The following is a 15,543-nucleotide window of genomic DNA, read 5'->3' as shown; positions in this document are numbered from 1 at the left end:
CTCAATCCAAGTGCCACCAATGACACAGACCACAGCGCTCAATAAACTGGTTATTATAGGTGTAGGCCTGATCGGCGGCTCATTTGCACAGGCCCTGCGCAGTGCCGGCCTGGCCAAGCATATCGTCGGTGTTGGGCGTAGCCAGAAAAATATGCAATATGCCATTGAACTCGGGGTAATTGATGAAATTGCAAGCGATATCGCTTCCGCCCTGCATCATGCAGATTTGGTGTTCCTTGCGATGCCGGTAGGCCAAACCAAGCGCATCATGGAAAAAATCGCCCCACATCTGCACGCCGACACCATCGTCACCGACGCTGGCAGCACCAAGCAAGATGTAATCGCTGCTGCACGCCACTATCTTTCGATGCAAAGCCGGCATCATTTTGTCCCCGGTCACCCGATCGCCGGTGCAGAACAAAGCGGTGTACAAGCCGCACAACCTGATTTATATCTTAATAAACACGTGATCCTAACTCCGCTACCGGAAACCAGTTCCGACGCTATTGAACGGGTATGTCAGTTATGGCAGGTCTGCGGCGCACGAGTATCGTTGATGCCTGCAAATGACCACGACCAAGTCCTCGCCGCCACCAGTCATTTACCGCATATTCTCGCCTTCACATTGATGAATCACCTCAGCAACACCAGTCAACCCGAAAACATGCTGCGTTTCGCCGGTAGCGGCTTTCGTGACTTCACCCGCATCGCTAGTAGTTCCCCGGAAATGTGGCGCGATATCTGCTTGGCAAATCGCGCGGCTTTGCTCAAGCAAATTGATATGTATCAGGATGAATTGAAGGTGCTGCAAGTAATATTAAGTACTAATGATGCAGAGGCATTAGAAGAAAATTTTTCTCGAGCACGAAGCCTGCGCGATGAATGGCTGAAAAATAGCATCTAATGCCAGATGAACCTTGACTGCCGCCCAACTTGTCAAGCATATCCAACAATCTGCAACTAAATATGCAATTGCTTAATTCTTCTTTTTCCTGCCCGTCGCAGACCAACACGTTATAAAACCATCATATTATTTCTTCAAGCATCGCCACCCAGCGCAATCCACAAAAATGTAGAAAAATTCGTTCAAGTACTCTCTATTCTAGTCGTTTATTTGGCAGACTGGAAAATGATGCGAGAGCCTTTCTCACTTCAACATTGACACCCTAAGGATATAGGAATATTCTTACAAATTAAAACTCCTCTTTCCGGAATTTTATCTTTCTTATACTGTAATATTTATTCTTGTTTAATAAAATAATAATGATAAATAGCTATATTTTATATACTATTACATGATAGTTCAGCAGTTTATCCCATTATAGAAGCTTAGAATACACTCCCTCATGCACGTTACCCGATCTATCCTAAAGTAATTAAAAAAATCATTTATAGGAAATATATTACATAATTACTGTTATGACTCAATTATCCAAAAGAATTCGGGTCCTCATCGTGGACGATTGTGTGTGTATTCGCACCACATTACGAGCCATGCTGAACGGTGATGAATATGTAGTCGTGGGAGAGCTGAGTAGTGGTGAGAAACTTCTTTCCACAATTGAGATGCTAGATCCCGATATCATCTGCCTTGATCATTTATTACCCAACAAAGATGGTATGCATCTTTTGGGCGAAATCCGCACGGCATATCCTAACCTTCCTGTGGTAATGATTACGGGAAGCGATGACACCACGTTACAACATGTTGCCGCCATGTTGGGGATTGATGGATTTATCTACAAGCCATTTTCTCAGAAGAAAATATTTGATGTACTGCAAGAAATAACCCACGCAAAAAAACAGTTAATGATCCTGACTAGAAAGTATAATAGTTTCCCCGAGGATGATACCTTTCACACAACAGCCGTTGTAGCCGATGATAGCCGCACAGTGCGACGATTGTTGATAACAATTTTGACACAAATGGGGATCGAAGTAGTCGGGGAAGCCTATGATGGCATGCAAGCCACCGAACTGGTAGCAGAACACAAACCCGATATTGCATGTCTGGATTTCGATCTGCCAATGATGAATGGAATAGAAGCCTTAAAAATCATACGCAGTAAAAATGATACAACAAAGATCGTAATGACAACAACATTAGCCAGCCGAAAATTGCTCAAACTAGCTGTGAGCGCAGGGGCTGCAGGTTTTATCATAAAACCCTTCTACCCGGAAACACTCAAGCAAAATATCTCACGAATACTGAAAAGTTAAAAATAACCATAAATATTAACAACTTAAACAAATACTAGCACCACCTCCACCTACTTTCTTCAGTTGTCAAAATCAATAAATCTCGCTCGACACTCAGTATCGCACCCTTTGTGTATTTTTTATCAACTTGCCTAACTTCACAAAATCTATTTGTAAAAATTCATCCTGTACTCGTTTGGCACCCATACCTCATTTATGATCTTCCGGATTTAGCAGGTTGCTTACCCGCAGCACGAAGATCAACCACCTTATTCAATAACTGAAACCAGAATGGAGCACCCAAAGAAGCGGCAAAAGTGGTAATCAGGATACCCATGATTTTAACGATCCATCCCATTAAATCGAATTCCCTGTACACCCAAACATCTTCTCCATCTATCTTTTCCTTCCAACCGATCGGCAGATGCAATGCTTTGATTTGCTCGATTAGCGCTCCAGTATTCTTAGCGGATTGCACCCTATCTTCCGTTGCAGCTTTAATTGCCGTTTGTTCACTGGGATGCACGACAACATCGTCTACGACTGTCGGCTCTTGCTCGGTTGATTCTTGCGGCATCAAACGAGCAATATCCGATGATGAGGCAGCTTCAACCAGCGCTTGCCTGAGCGCGATATCGGTCCAAAGTGTCTGGGAAATTTTGATTGCATCAATATTGAGTACTGCACATATGATGAGTGAGGTCACAAAGATGATAATTTGTGTTTTTTGTTTATACCAGCCGCCCACCCTATCCATTGCATCGTTATACCAGCCTTCAAGATTCCGGCGTGCTTTCTCCACATTATCTCCTGCTTCATGCAGCAGAAGAATAATAGACTTTCCTGCTTCAGTCCGAGCAAATTGACCCTGCCTCTCAATCGCCTCGATTAAGGATTTATTGTCGGTCGGAATCTTGCCCATACTACCCGACATGATATCCATTAACGCCAGAGTAAAGTTCTTGGCCGGAATATAAGAGGGTTTATGCCCCGCTTTTGAAAGCCCGTTGATTAACGGATGATTATAAAGATCGCTTACCAGTTTGTTTCCTGCACCTGATTGCAGCAGGTTTGCCAACCCTGCTTCAAGATTCTTCGCCCGCATGCACAAAAATTGCGCAATCATTTCATTGATCGTGGAACACAGCAAACTGATCAACACGAAAAGAAACACCATGCCTATGGCAATATCCAGTATTGAAGAATTAAGCATTTTTTCTCCCCCATTTTAGTCTCTACATTTATCAGCTTAATTGACGGAACTGAAAGTAGATAGCTTTGTTTAAACCCCAAGCTAAAAAATAATTACCAACAGTATATAATTCCTGCTTTTATTATTGGCTTGTTAAGTAAAAATGCAGAAACCTGAACCTCCCATTATACAGCCATATACCTTTGTCTTCAGTTGGCGGCGTTTTTTACTTCATTGCTCCATCATGGGAATTTGTGTCATGCTGGGCCTGATGACTTGGTATTTTGGTAAACCTGAGAATGTTCGATTTTTTGAAACAAACTCAGAAGAGCAACTTACCGCTTCGATAGCGCCTGGTATCGATATGGCACTCGATACACAGAGTTCTATAGCGGTGAAAGAAGGTCAACCGCTGCAGGTAGAGTTGCTCAAGGGAAACGTTTATTTTGATATTCGGAAGAATGCCGTCAATCAGCTTGAAGTGAAAATTGGCAATACTATGATTAAAGATTTCGGAACCCGTTTCAGTATCCAATTGCACAAAGGTGGCAGCCGCCATATTGCAGTTGCCGATGGTTATATTAAGGTTCACGTAGCTTCCGGGGTTTATCAGATCAGTGCGTTTGAACAGGCTGATTTTGATGATACCGGTATTAGCAAGCATCGTTTGATAGCTGAACGCGATATCGCACCTTGGCGCTCACCACAATAATGCGATTAAGAACCCAATGTCATGCTACACAAACTATTTTTTCAGATTCTAGCCTTTATAATCGCAATCATACTGGGCATATTTACAATCGGTGCAGTTTTGACTGCATCGGCACCGACTGCTGTAGGAATATTAACTACAGATTTTCCAGTTGAATCAGTGCAGATCCCTGCTGCAAACGGACCAACTGTGCATGGTTGGATGATTTATGGAAAACCGGGGAATGGCGTGGTATTACTGGTTCATTCAATGCGCAGCAACCGAGTTGAAATGCTGAGCCGGGCACGGTTCCTGAAGGATCAAGGCTTTAGCGTTTTGCTCATTGATCTGCAAGCCCATGGAGAAACTGCCGGGAATCACATTACCTTTGGTTTGCATGAATCTAGAAATGTGGAAGCGGCAGTCACTTTTCTGCGAAAAACATTTCCGACCGAACGAATAGGTGCACTTGGCACTTCTTTGGGCGCCGCGGCAATAGTTTTGGCTAAGCAAGAATTGAGATTGAATGCTGTTATCCTCGAGTCGCTTCACCCCACTATTGAAGAAGCTGTCGAGAATCGTCTAAAGTTGCATTTTGGAGACTATGGATCGCTATTATTACCGCTGATGCTATGGCAATTATCTTTTCATCTGGATATTTCTATGGATGAGTTAAGTCCAATTTTCCGAATTAATAATCTTCATTCACCCCTGTTGTTTATTTCTGGAACCGATGATATGCATACCACTCAGTTGGAAACCAAAAGACTCTTTGAAGCTGCGAGAACCCCTAAAGACCTATGGATTGTGCCTGGTGCAAAACATTTTAATATGCATACCTATGCCGGAAGAGAATATGAACAACGCGTTAACGCTTTTCTATCAAAATATTTAAGAAAGCATGACGACGAGCAATAACTCTCAGCATATAAATAAAGATAAGTAGAAATGTAATACAGTGCCATGCTGCTGTAGAATTTACATTTTCTCTTGCTCATTGCCATAATCAAAAAATACTTCACATGAACAATTATCAAAATATTTTACTCGCTGTTGACTTCTCCGGATTCGAACATACTGTAGCAGGTAAAGCAAAATCCCTTGCAGTACAATTCAATGCACAACTTCACATCCTTCATGTATTGGATAATATTCCTATGCCAGACACACCCTATGGGTCAGTAATTCCTCTGAATGAAAGCTCATCCTATGAGCTGCTTGAAACAGAGAAAAGAAAATTGATTCAAATCAGCAATGAATTGAACATTGCGCCAGAGCGCTGTTGGATGATATGGGGAGAACCGCAGGAAGAAATTACTCAGCTTGCCGTGAAACAAGGCATTGATTTGATTGTCGTGGGCTCCCATGGACGGCACGGTCTTGCTGTATTATTGGGCTCCACAGCAAAGGGAGTCCTCTATCATGCGAAATGCGATATATTGGCTGTTCATCTGGAAGATCATTAGTCACTGATTCAGAGAAAATTCCGGGGTGTCAGTTTTTCCAAAACTCCCACCATGCTTTAGCACCCACCTCGGGTAATTCCGCGAGAAAAATGCTATCCGGGAAATTAATTCGCATCACACGTTCTGCATCGTCCCGTAAATCATACATTTCCAGTGCTTCATACGCTTTGATCATTATATACAAGGCCTCTTCCGTCGCTGGTGTAGGAGGATACTCCTTGACGGCATTTTGCGCCCGATTAGCAGCTGCAATATAAGCCTTACGTTTCATGTAATATCGTGCCGTATGAATTTCACCCATTGCAAGTAAATTAAGCAAATACGCCATACGCTGCCTCGAGTCTGCCGCATATTTACTTTCCGGGAAACGGGTAACCAATTCCTTAAAAATTTCAAATGACTCATATGAGGCTTTGGGATCTCGCTCACTCATATCCTGTTTAAATGGTCCCTTCAGCAAAAAACCCAGCATCCCCCAACCTTCATTAAAATTTGCCAAACCCTTGATATAATATGCATAATCTACATTCGCATGATTTGGATGCAATTTAATAAATCGATCAGCAGCTGCGATTGCCGAAGCAGGCTCATCGTTTTTATAGTGTGCGTAAGCAACCTCAAGCTGTGCTTGTTGAGCAATCCTCCCATAAGGATAGCGTGATTCTAAAGTTTCATAGAGCTTAATAGCCGCAGGGTAACTACCATCATTCAATTTTTCTTTTGCTTCCGAATAAAACTTATTGGCAGACCAGTCCTCTTGATCATCTGTACGATCCGGCAACAAACCGCATGCTGACAACCCTAAAACCAGAAATAAGGCTAAACTATGTAACATGATAAATTCCGTAAAAAACAAAGATACAACGGGCGATTATAACGTAAAGCCCCTGGCGGCAGTAAGCGACGAATTAACAACGAATGTTGTAAATTTAACGATCCCTATTAATTATGCAGGTTCGCGTCTTGATCAAACTTTAGCAAAGCTTGTGCCAAATTGGTCACGCAGTCGCCTGCAAACCTGGATTGCTGAAAAACGAGTCCTTGTGAATGGGCAAATAGCTACAGCTAAACAGCTTGTATGGGGAGACGAACATGTCGAAATTTTCCCTCTGAAGATCGCGGCTGAATCACCTTTTGTGGCTGAAGCTATCCATTTAAACATTATGGAAGAAGATGAAACGCTCATTATCATCAACAAACCTGCCGGCCTGGTAACCCATCCAGGCAATGGTAACTGGCAAGGCACCTTGCTTAATGCGTTACTGCATCATGCTCCGGAACTGAAGAATATACCGCGCGCGGGTATTGTGCATCGCCTGGACAAAAATACTACCGGGCTATTGGTCGTCGCAAAAACCCTAGCCGCCCAAACAAATCTCGTACGACAATTGCAGCAGCGCACAGTAAAACGGGATTATCTGGCATTGGTTCTGGGGGAAATCAAACAAGCGGGAAATATCGATGCGCCGATTGGTCGTCACCCCATTCATCGTACCAAAATGACCGTCACATCCAAAGGTAAACCTGCGCGCACGAACTATCAAGTGATCGAAAATTTTGATGGCTGCACACTACTGCAATGCAGTCTTGAAACCGGCCGCACGCACCAAATCCGGGTGCATTTAAACGCCATCGGACATGCCTTGGTAGGCGACCCCGTCTATGGCGGCAAACCTGGGAAAACAGCACAAGCGATTGCTCAAATATTGATAGACTTTCCGCGTCAAGCACTCCATGCCCAGAAACTTGCATTGATCCATCCCAAAACTGAACAAGTTAATCAGTGGGAAGCCGCCACTCCGGAAGATATCAATGACTTGCTGCTGATGTTACGACAGAACAAAAAATGATCAGTATACGAAATAAAAAATGCGCCCGAGAGCGCATTTTTCATAATTGATACAGTATAACTATATGCATATCGCATTAGAAAGGCAGTACCGCATCCAGCGAGAAGAGAATCTGGTCTTTATTACCACCGAAAGGCCGGTACGCAGACGCTTGAAGCGATTCATGCAGCGCATCTACACGGTCATAGCGGATATTCGGACGGATATTCAAATTTTTCATCCCCTGCCAACCCATTTTAAGCGTTCTAAGAGCCTTCCAGTTAGCACCAATGGTTACCGCATAATAATCTGCAGGTGTACTGGTACCTAGTAAACCAATATTACTCGCATAGCTAGTTCCAAGATGGTTGGTTGCTGCAGTCACCCTGCCTGGTGCAAAAACACGAAAGCCATCCCGATCACGAAACCATTCAGCACGAACACCCACAGACACATTAGGAGTCACATCATAGTAAAAATGCGAATTGACTCCATACCATTCCGCATCTTTTATGACACCGCTATAAACATTATTGAATAGTATTACGTTATCAGCAAAACCGTGATCATGTTGCAATATTAAATGGGTTCTGTCTGTAAATTTGTGCTGCAGGACAATACTGTACATACCCCAGAAGCTACTATTACGCGTAGACGTCGTACTACCGGTACCACTGACATTGAGGGAGGTATTGCTATCATCGCTGGTCCAGGTAACACCTCCGATTCCGCCCCAGTTTTCCATTTGCTTATCGAAATTGCCATCCCAGCCCCCGGTTCCGCTACCACCGATTGTACCCGCCATCGCAGTGAAGTTCTTAGTAACTGTGTAATTACCCAGTACACCGGTATGTGTGAAAGGTTCCCCGTACTGCATGGTATAGGCATGTGAATAAAAGAAGTTGTTAGGAGCAGGAACCGATTCAAAACCTATCGGCGTATAAAAATGACCTACCTTAACATTTAATCCATTACCAACTGGCGCATAAATCTCAGCATAAGCCTGCGGAATTGCAATGCCATAAGTGCGACTTGAATTACAACATATATCCAGATCCCAATTACCCCGATCTGCCAGCGGTCTACCATTGTTTACATCAAATGCCGGATTACCATAGGCTTGAGTAAAAATTGCATCAGTGCCGAATAAAAAATCAGCTCGGAAACCAATATCCCAACCGGTGCCTTCTGTTTTTACTGCCCGTTCCACAAAGAAATTCAATTGATTCAGTTGGAATCTATTCGCCTGATCAGTAAAAGTGACCGGGCCATTGAAACCATGAGTTGAGCTGGGATTAAATGTCGCACCGCCCTGAATCCAACCACCAGCCGTGATACCAGTACTTTTGAGTGCTTCCATAAAACTATTACTACTTTTCATGCTGTTAGCATAAACACTAGACGCACTCATGCCGATTAATAACAACCCTCCCGTAACGGCACGAAACATCTGGCTTTTATTGATCATTTTATGTTCCATCAACTCCCCCTTTAAAAATGTTCATACAAAAAATACAAACACACGCAAAAACCCTAATCTTCACATGGATAGAACTCTAACACTGAATAACGTGGAGGGTCAACGCGAACTCCCTTGATATTTGCTTTATTGGAAAAAATACAACAAGTTCCAGCTGAATCAATTTTAAAAAGGAAATGATAAAAATCAGAAGTATTTTTTACCTCCACCCATCATTCATAAAACACTTTTGATATCATTAAAGTTTTTAATTATCGTGACCGTTAAGGAATCTAGATAGCCTCTGTAAAAATTAGCTTACTGCACCAAGAATAGATAATTTAGTAATTCAATCCATTAGAAGCTATTTATCTATCAGATTTAATTATTGTAATCATTTGCTAATCCACTCAATAGGATTTACTCAATTACACGCATCAACAAACATCCCGACGCAGATACATTTTCCAAACAATGCAATAACAATTGAGAAATTTTAATAATCTATAAAATGTATAAACAAAATGTAAAAAATGAGCTATCCGAATCAATCAATGATTCCTCAGAAAAAATCAATTTTGAAGACATGCACCTTAGGGTGGGTCAAAAAATGTATTTGGCTACTAATTCTGGTAAACCAAGCAGTCCATACGCAACATCCATGATCGGTTATGTGCAAAATAGTACGTTAATGGTAACCATGCCTTTATCAAACCAATTAATCGGGGAACCCTTCGTTGAAGGAGATCAAGTATATGTGCGCTTGGTAAATGGGCAAAATGCTTATAAATTTTCAGTGTATATCGACAAAGTCATAAAAATACCATTTAAATATTTACATTTATCTTTCCCTAAAAATATACAAGGGCAAAGTGTACGTAAGTCGCGAAGAATTAAGTGCAATTATCAAGCTACCATTGCTGAAAATTCTATTTCAGCCAATATCATAGACCTCAGTATTTATGGCGCTGGGATTAGTTCGACCCTTCCTTTGGGAACATTGAATTCCATAGTAACTTTATCATTTACTATCTTAGTGCATGACAGAGAGATACCAGTATTTATTAAAGCTATCATCAAATCTACTAAACAAAGCTACAAGAATGATCAAAAATTAATCTTCTCGGGAGTCGAGTTTACTGAAATAAAACCAGATCAGGAGTTTACGTTAAGCCATCTGATTTATCAGGAAATAGTTGAACACCCTGAGAAAGTAATTTAAATAATGACCGTAATAAATAATCGCACCCTTATACCCATTTACCAAAAACCCCAATTACCTGTATAAATAATCCAAATGCCTAATATCCCATTGGTCGTAGCGTGTGCAAGGATGGGAGACCACAATGTCCCGCTGCGCATATACAACATATTATAGACAATACCGGCAAACAATCCGGCAAACCATAAGCTATGCGCAATTGCGAAAAGTATTGCTGTAATGCAGAAAGCCTTTACTCCAACTTGTGCGGGATTTACGGCAAGAAAATTGGGGTGGGCAAGCCAGCGCATCAGAAATGACCGCCAGAATAACTCTTCCATTACGGGAACCACTAGAGCCGCGCCAATCAACCTCACAGTTACCAGAAACCAATCCATCTCATTATTATCGCGTGGATCAAAGCCAACAGCTTCTCCCATTACCATCCAGTCTGCAAGCAAATTGATCCAAGCAACGAACACTAGGATACCTGCGATTATTGCAATTACCCAGGTACGAAAACTACTATTGATCGGCCAATGCAGTTCGCTATAAGCGCTTCGCATCGTCCAAAGCAACCCAATCACGACAGTGATTTTGACCGCATAGAGCATACGTAAATCATTAGCTTCCCAGCCAAATTTCAATAGCACGTCCTCCAGTACCATGAAAAAGACATAAGCACCAAAAGGCGCTATGCGGCAAAAATTAGCACGATCAAACATAACAACATCCTTTTAAATTTCCTTCTGATTGCAATGTCAAGCGGTTCTGATTGATTTTCTGCAGGCTTTTCATTTTCAACGCGTCACGACATCAGCGGCAACTCTCTCTGCCAGGGCGCAGTCTCGATAGCGGCATTAACGGAGCAAAGCGTGGTGACTTTTACACCGAGTAATCTAATTCTTTTCTTCAATAAAATTCGCCGCAGACAATCTCCGGCAGCACGACGTATCAGAATCGGGTCTCCGGTATAGGCACTCAATGAACAATCGCGTGTAAGCGTATGAAAATCTTCGAAGCGTAACTTGATACTGATCGTACGCCCAACGTAACCTTTGCGCTTCAAATCATCAGCGACTTGAATACACAATACATTGAATGCTTCAGATAAATCGGAGCGATCCTGACGTGGATGCAAATCCCGTTCAAATGTAATTTCCCGGCTGATAGACTTAGGCTTCGCATCAGTAATTACCGGGCGTGAATCGATTCCGCGCGATGCTTCATAAAGCCAGATGGAGTAACTGTGGCCGAAGTGAATCCGGAGAAAGCTGAGTTCGGCCTGTGCCAGTTCAGCAATCGTAGTGATACCCAGTAACGCCAGTTTATTCGCAGCTTTAGGACCGATGCCATTGATTTTATGTACCGGTAACGGCCAAATTCGCTGCGGGATATCAGACACTCCGATAATGGTCAAACCATCCGGTTTCTCCAAATCCGAGCAAATTTTAGATAACAGTTTATTCGGTGCGATCCCGATCGAACAAGAAAGTCCGGTAGCTTCCTTGACTGCCTGTTTGATGCGTTTTGCCAATGCTAATATTTCATCGGGCAAATCACTCAGATCCATGTATACCTCATCGATACCGGAATCCTCAATTTGTGGAGCAATCCGCGCAACAGCGGCTTTGAACAAACGCGAATAATGCCGGTAAATAACAAAATCCACCGGCAACAGAATCGCATCCGGCGCCAGTTGCGCAGCTTTCATGACACCCATGGCGGAATGGATTCCCAAGGCACGTGCCTCATAAGTAGCGGTCGTAATAACACCACGACCTGTATAATCACGCAAACGGTAAAAATGCCTTCTCCCATCCTCCCCTATCACCGGCTGGTGCTCGTTGCGCCCACCGATTACAACTGGCAAGCCATGCAACTCAGGATAACGCAACAGTTCAACCGAAGCATAAAAAGCATCCATATCCAAATGCGCTATCCGACGTAATGAGTCGTTCATTGTAGGGATCAAGACAATATTCCTGCGGACTGTGATAAATTACACTGACAGATAAACCACATTGTATATGAATACGAAAACCATTCATTTAGAAACATTGACTTGCTCTTGTCCGTGCGGCAGCAGCAAACAATTTTCTGATTGCTGCAATCGTTATATTAATCTGGGCGAGCTGGCCACCACCTCAGAAATCCTCATGCGTTCACGTTACACGGCGTACACACTGAATTATGAGCACTATCTGTTGGCAACCTGGCACCGTGATACACGCCCCGCATCTATAGAAGTAATCGATCAATTGTCGAAGAAGTGGCTAGGACTGGTAATCAAACGCCATGAACATTTTACGGGGAATCGTGCCATCGTTGAATTTATCGCACGCTACAAAATAAACGGGCGAGCTCACCGAGTACACGAAATTAGCCGGTTTATTCGCGAAGCTGGGATATGGTTTTATGTTGATGGAGATATACTGTAACAATAAGAAACATGATGCTTGTGTACTAAAAAATCAAATTATGCCATTACAGCCATAGGAAAAAATCAAACTGCCGCCAATGCTTGTTCCAGATCATCTCTCAGATCATCAACATGTTCCAGGCCAATAGACAAGCGAACCATATCTTCACACACCCCGGCCTTTTTCATCTCATCCGGATTTAGCTGACGATGCGTTGTACTGGCGGGATGACAGGCAAGCGACTTGGCATCACCGATATTCACCAGGCGGGTAATCAGCTTGAGTGCATCTTGGAATCGTACGCCACCAGCAATGCCTCCCTGAACACCAAAGGTCAGGATGCCGGACGCACGCCCACCCATGTATCGCTGCATCAGCGCATGCTCAGGATGATCCGGTAAACCGGCATACTTGACCCAACCCACTTTCGGATGTGCTTTGAGATATTGCGCAACAGCCAAGGCATTCTCGCAAATGCGATCCATCCGTACTGCCAACGTCTCGATACCCTGCAGAATTAGAAAACTGTTAAACGGCGAAATTGCCGCTCCCATGTTACGCAGTGGTACGACGCGTGCTCGGCCGATGTAGGCCGCCGGACCCAGTGCTTCGGTATACACTACCCCATGATAGGAAACATCGGGAGTATTAAGGCGCTTGAACCTTTCCTTGTGCTCCGTCCAGGGAAATTTACCTGAGTCAATCAGCACTCCGCCAATGCTGTTACCGTGGCCTCCCAAGTACTTTGTCAAAGAATGCACAATAATATCAGCACCATGTTCAAACGGACGGCATAAGTATGGCGTTGGTACCGTATTATCCACAATCAGCGGCACGCCACCCGTATGCGCTACCTCGGCCAGAGCAGTAATATCCACGACATTACCCAGCGGATTACCGATAGATTCGCAGTAGACCGCTTTGGTGCGATCGTCGATCAATGTCTGAAAGCCGGATGGATCACGATAATCGGCAAAGCGGATATCAATGCCATACTGTGGCAATGTGTGTGCGAACAGATTGTAGGTACCGCCATAGAGCGTACCTACCGACACGATATTGTCACCCGCTTCGGCAATAGTCATAATCGCATAAGTAAGCGCCGCTTGACCGGAGGCTAATCCAAGACCACCAATCCCACCTTCCAGCTCGGTCATGCGCTGCTCAAGGACGGCAGTGGTGGGATTCATAATACGCGTATAAATGTTACCGCTAACCTTCAGATCGAAAAGATCGGCACCGTGCTGGGTATCGTCAAAGGCATAGGATGTCGTTTGATAGATCGGCACCGCCACTGCTTTCGTAGCCGGATCCGGACTATAGCCGCCATGAATAGCAATGGTTTCGAGCTTCATTAATAGCCTCTATAGAAAAAAGTAAAATTCATTTGAAAAATAAACATCTTCTTAATTGAAAAGAAACGTACTGGAAATTGAAATAAGTGTCAAACCCATTCGAGAATAATAATTTCGTAATTGATTGTTATCAAATAATTATTATTGCTATGCATACTAATCAAAAACAGATATTAAATCCTCTTCTTGCATTGGAGAATGATCGTCTTGACTCAATGCCGGATAAATTCCAGAATTGATCGGGTAGAATACGCGCATTACAGTTTTTCAAAGCGTTCCAAATACAAATATGATGTTACGTAAAATTTTTATTGCCAATCGTGGCGAAATTGCTGTTCGCATCATTCGTGCCTGCGCTGAGATGGGCATTCGCTCGGTAGCTATTTATTCGGAAGCGGATCGTTTCGCGTTGCATATCAAAAAAGCGGATGAATCTTATTACATCGGCAGCGATCCGGTAGCCTGCTATCTGAACATCCATGCCTTGGTTGATTTAGCTCTGGCGACCGGTTGTGATGCTGTACATCCGGGTTACGGATTTCTTTCTGAGAATGCAAAATTTGCGCGCGCATGTAAAGAACGCGGCCTGATTTTCATTGGGCCGAATGCTGATGTCATTCATCGCATGGGCGATAAAACCGAAGCCCGTAAAGCAATGAAAGCTGCCGGCATTCCGGTTACGCCCGGTTCGGAAGGTAATTTGCAGTCAATAGAAGAAGCACAGGAAGTCGCAGCGCAAATTGGTTATCCCGTCATGTTGAAAGCCACTTCAGGCGGCGGCGGGCGCGGCATTCGGCGCTGTGATAACGCTGACGAACTGAAGCACAATTACGCCCGGGTCATTTCCGAGGCCACCAAGGCATTCGGCAGTGCCAATGTTTTTCTGGAAAAATGCATCGTCAATCCGGTACACATTGAAGTACAAGTTCTAGCAGACCAGCATGGCAACGTGATTCATCTCTACGAGCGGGATTGCTCGATCCAGCGCCGTAATCAGAAACTTATCGAAATTGCACCGTCCCCGCAGCTGGACGAAGCACAGCGCCAGTATATTGGCGGTCTGGCAGTGATTGCCGCAAAATCCGTAGGCTATACTAATGCCGGCACAGTCGAGTTTCTGTTGGATGACAACGGCCGGTTTTATTTTATGGAAATGAATACGCGAGTACAGGTCGAGCATACTATTACTGAAGCAATCACCGGTGTCGATATTGTCGAGGAACAAATTCGCGTGGCGGCTGGATTGCCGTTGCGCTTCAAGCAAGATGAGATCGTGCGACGGGGTTATGCAATGCAATTCCGGATCAATGCCGAAGATCCAAAAAATAATTTCTTACCCAGTTTTGGTCGCATTTCCCGCTATTATGCACCCGGTGGCCCAGGCGTTCGGACTGATACCGCGATTTACACCGGTTATGAGATTCCCCCTTTTTATGATTCCATGGTCGCGAAAGTCATTGTCAACGCGCTGACCTGGGAAGATGTGATTAAGCGCGGGCAGCGTACATTGCGTGATATGGGGTTATTTGGCATCAAAACCACTATTCCCTATTATTTAAAGATTCTGAAGCACCCTCAGTTTCGTGCAGCCCGATTCAATACCGGTTTTGTTGAGCAGAATCCTGCTCTGATAAATTATTCCGACAAGCCACGACCTGAAGTTATTGCTAGCGTCATAGCCGCCGCAATGGCTTCGCATACCGGTCTGTGAGCAGACTTACTGGTTAA

At 43.8% G+C, this 15,543-nt stretch carries 15 protein-coding genes; 9 read left to right on the top strand and 6 right to left on the bottom strand.

Features of this window, described 5'->3' with window-relative positions:
- Window positions 1-19 precede the first annotated feature (19 nt).
- The gene (locus ATY38_RS08475; RefSeq protein WP_062558920.1) at window positions 20-904 is read left to right on the top strand and encodes a prephenate dehydrogenase; all 885 of its coding nucleotides are present in this window, start codon (window positions 20-22) and stop codon (window positions 902-904) included.
- A 551-nt stretch (window positions 905-1,455) separates the two neighbouring features.
- Window positions 1,456-2,220 carry a response regulator gene (locus ATY38_RS08470; protein ID WP_235590225.1) on the top strand — a complete coding sequence of 255 codons (765 nt, stop codon included), beginning with the start codon at window positions 1,456-1,458 and terminating at the stop codon, window positions 2,218-2,220.
- 193 nt (window positions 2,221-2,413) lie between these two features.
- Here ATY38_RS08470 and ATY38_RS08465 read toward each other — a convergent pair whose 3' ends face one another.
- Complete coding sequence (locus ATY38_RS08465) at window positions 2,414-3,412, bottom strand: hypothetical protein (RefSeq protein WP_062558918.1); 999 nt, start codon at window positions 3,410-3,412, stop codon at window positions 2,414-2,416.
- A 142-nt stretch (window positions 3,413-3,554) separates the two neighbouring features.
- On the opposite strand from ATY38_RS08465, the gene ATY38_RS08460 reads away from it, so the two are divergent.
- The 3 genes from ATY38_RS08460 to ATY38_RS08450 all read left to right on the top strand — a co-directional run bounded on the left by ATY38_RS08460 (window position 3,555) and on the right by ATY38_RS08450 (window position 5,548).
- Window positions 3,555-4,103, top strand: a complete 549-nt coding sequence (locus ATY38_RS08460; protein WP_062558917.1) for a FecR domain-containing protein — start codon at window positions 3,555-3,557, stop codon at window positions 4,101-4,103.
- 21 nt (window positions 4,104-4,124) lie between these two features.
- Complete coding sequence (locus tag ATY38_RS08455) at window positions 4,125-5,000, top strand: alpha/beta hydrolase (protein ID WP_062558916.1); 876 nt, start codon at window positions 4,125-4,127, stop codon at window positions 4,998-5,000.
- A gap of 104 nt (window positions 5,001-5,104) precedes the next feature.
- A complete protein-coding gene (locus tag ATY38_RS08450) occupies window positions 5,105-5,548 on the top strand; it encodes a universal stress protein (RefSeq protein WP_062558915.1) in 444 nt (147 codons plus the stop codon).
- 28 nt (window positions 5,549-5,576) lie between these two features.
- Here ATY38_RS08450 and ATY38_RS08445 read toward each other — a convergent pair whose 3' ends face one another.
- The gene (locus tag ATY38_RS08445; RefSeq protein WP_062558914.1) at window positions 5,577-6,383 is read right to left on the bottom strand and encodes an outer membrane protein assembly factor BamD; all 807 of its coding nucleotides are present in this window, start codon (window positions 6,381-6,383) and stop codon (window positions 5,577-5,579) included.
- Between ATY38_RS08445 and rluD the strand changes: the two genes are divergently transcribed.
- Window positions 6,382-7,398 (top strand): 23S rRNA pseudouridine(1911/1915/1917) synthase RluD, encoded by a 1,017-nt coding sequence (gene rluD / locus ATY38_RS08440; protein WP_062558913.1) that lies wholly within the window; start codon window positions 6,382-6,384, stop codon window positions 7,396-7,398. The two genes, ATY38_RS08445 and rluD, sit on opposite strands and share 2 nt — an antisense overlap.
- A 76-nt stretch (window positions 7,399-7,474) precedes the next feature.
- Here rluD and ATY38_RS08435 read toward each other — a convergent pair whose 3' ends face one another.
- Entirely contained in the window at window positions 7,475-8,857 is a 1,383-nt protein-coding gene (locus ATY38_RS08435) for a porin (RefSeq protein ID WP_062558912.1), read from the bottom strand.
- A gap of 490 nt (window positions 8,858-9,347) precedes the next feature.
- Between ATY38_RS08435 and ATY38_RS08430 the strand changes: the two genes are divergently transcribed.
- The gene (locus ATY38_RS08430; RefSeq protein ID WP_062558911.1) at window positions 9,348-10,058 is read left to right on the top strand and encodes a flagellar brake protein; all 711 of its coding nucleotides are present in this window, start codon (window positions 9,348-9,350) and stop codon (window positions 10,056-10,058) included.
- Window positions 10,059-10,096: 38 nt separating this feature from the next.
- Here ATY38_RS08430 and ATY38_RS08425 read toward each other — a convergent pair whose 3' ends face one another.
- Together ATY38_RS08425 and dinB are read right to left on the bottom strand one after the other, a co-directional pair.
- Entirely contained in the window at window positions 10,097-10,762 is a 666-nt protein-coding gene (locus ATY38_RS08425; RefSeq protein ID WP_062558910.1) for a CAAX prenyl protease-related protein, read from the bottom strand.
- Window positions 10,763-10,845: 83 nt separating this feature from the next.
- On the bottom strand, window positions 10,846-12,000 hold the full coding sequence (dinB, locus tag ATY38_RS08420) for a DNA polymerase IV (protein ID WP_062558909.1): 1,155 nt from the start codon (window positions 11,998-12,000) through the stop codon (window positions 10,846-10,848).
- A gap of 67 nt (window positions 12,001-12,067) precedes the next feature.
- On the opposite strand from dinB, the gene ATY38_RS08415 reads away from it, so the two are divergent.
- On the top strand, window positions 12,068-12,478 hold the full coding sequence (locus ATY38_RS08415; RefSeq protein WP_062558908.1) for a YchJ family protein: 411 nt from the start codon (window positions 12,068-12,070) through the stop codon (window positions 12,476-12,478).
- Between the two features lie 65 nt (window positions 12,479-12,543).
- Here the strand turns inward: ATY38_RS08415 and ATY38_RS08410 are convergent, their stop codons facing one another.
- Window positions 12,544-13,815 carry an O-acetylhomoserine aminocarboxypropyltransferase/cysteine synthase family protein gene (locus tag ATY38_RS08410; protein WP_062558907.1) on the bottom strand — a complete coding sequence of 424 codons (1,272 nt, stop codon included), beginning with the start codon at window positions 13,813-13,815 and terminating at the stop codon, window positions 12,544-12,546.
- A 292-nt stretch (window positions 13,816-14,107) separates the two neighbouring features.
- Between ATY38_RS08410 and ATY38_RS08405 the strand changes: the two genes are divergently transcribed.
- Complete coding sequence (locus tag ATY38_RS08405; RefSeq protein WP_062560157.1) at window positions 14,108-15,526, top strand: acetyl-CoA carboxylase biotin carboxylase subunit; 1,419 nt, start codon at window positions 14,108-14,110, stop codon at window positions 15,524-15,526.
- Window positions 15,527-15,543: the final 17 nt, after the last annotated feature.

It is taken from the genome of Nitrosomonas ureae (genome assembly GCF_001455205.1).
Classification (GTDB): domain Bacteria; phylum Pseudomonadota; class Gammaproteobacteria; order Burkholderiales; family Nitrosomonadaceae; genus Nitrosomonas; species Nitrosomonas ureae.
This window is presented reverse-complemented; position numbering and strand designations above follow the sequence as displayed.

Coding starts and splice junctions, on each gene's coding strand:
- ATY38_RS08475 (WP_062558920.1), top strand. CDS start 20: ATGACACAGACCACAGCGCTCAATAAACTGGTTATTATAGGTGTAGGC.
- ATY38_RS08465 (WP_062558918.1), bottom strand. CDS start 3,412: ATGCTTAATTCTTCAATACTGGATATTGCCATAGGCATGGTGTTTCTT.
- ATY38_RS08460 (WP_062558917.1), top strand. CDS start 3,555: ATGCAGAAACCTGAACCTCCCATTATACAGCCATATACCTTTGTCTTC.
- ATY38_RS08455 (WP_062558916.1), top strand. CDS start 4,125: ATGCTACACAAACTATTTTTTCAGATTCTAGCCTTTATAATCGCAATC.
- ATY38_RS08450 (WP_062558915.1), top strand. CDS start 5,105: ATGAACAATTATCAAAATATTTTACTCGCTGTTGACTTCTCCGGATTC.
- rluD (WP_062558913.1), top strand. CDS start 6,382: ATGATAAATTCCGTAAAAAACAAAGATACAACGGGCGATTATAACGTA.
- ATY38_RS08445 (WP_062558914.1), bottom strand. CDS start 6,383: ATGTTACATAGTTTAGCCTTATTTCTGGTTTTAGGGTTGTCAGCATGC.
- ATY38_RS08435 (WP_062558912.1), bottom strand. CDS start 8,857: ATGGAACATAAAATGATCAATAAAAGCCAGATGTTTCGTGCCGTTACG.
- ATY38_RS08430 (WP_062558911.1), top strand. CDS start 9,348: ATGTATAAACAAAATGTAAAAAATGAGCTATCCGAATCAATCAATGAT.
- ATY38_RS08425 (WP_062558910.1), bottom strand. CDS start 10,762: ATGTTTGATCGTGCTAATTTTTGCCGCATAGCGCCTTTTGGTGCTTAT.
- dinB (WP_062558909.1), bottom strand. CDS start 12,000: ATGAACGACTCATTACGTCGGATAGCGCATTTGGATATGGATGCTTTT.
- ATY38_RS08415 (WP_062558908.1), top strand. CDS start 12,068: ATGAATACGAAAACCATTCATTTAGAAACATTGACTTGCTCTTGTCCG.
- ATY38_RS08410 (WP_062558907.1), bottom strand. CDS start 13,815: ATGAAGCTCGAAACCATTGCTATTCATGGCGGCTATAGTCCGGATCCG.
- ATY38_RS08405 (WP_062560157.1), top strand. CDS start 14,108: ATGTTACGTAAAATTTTTATTGCCAATCGTGGCGAAATTGCTGTTCGC.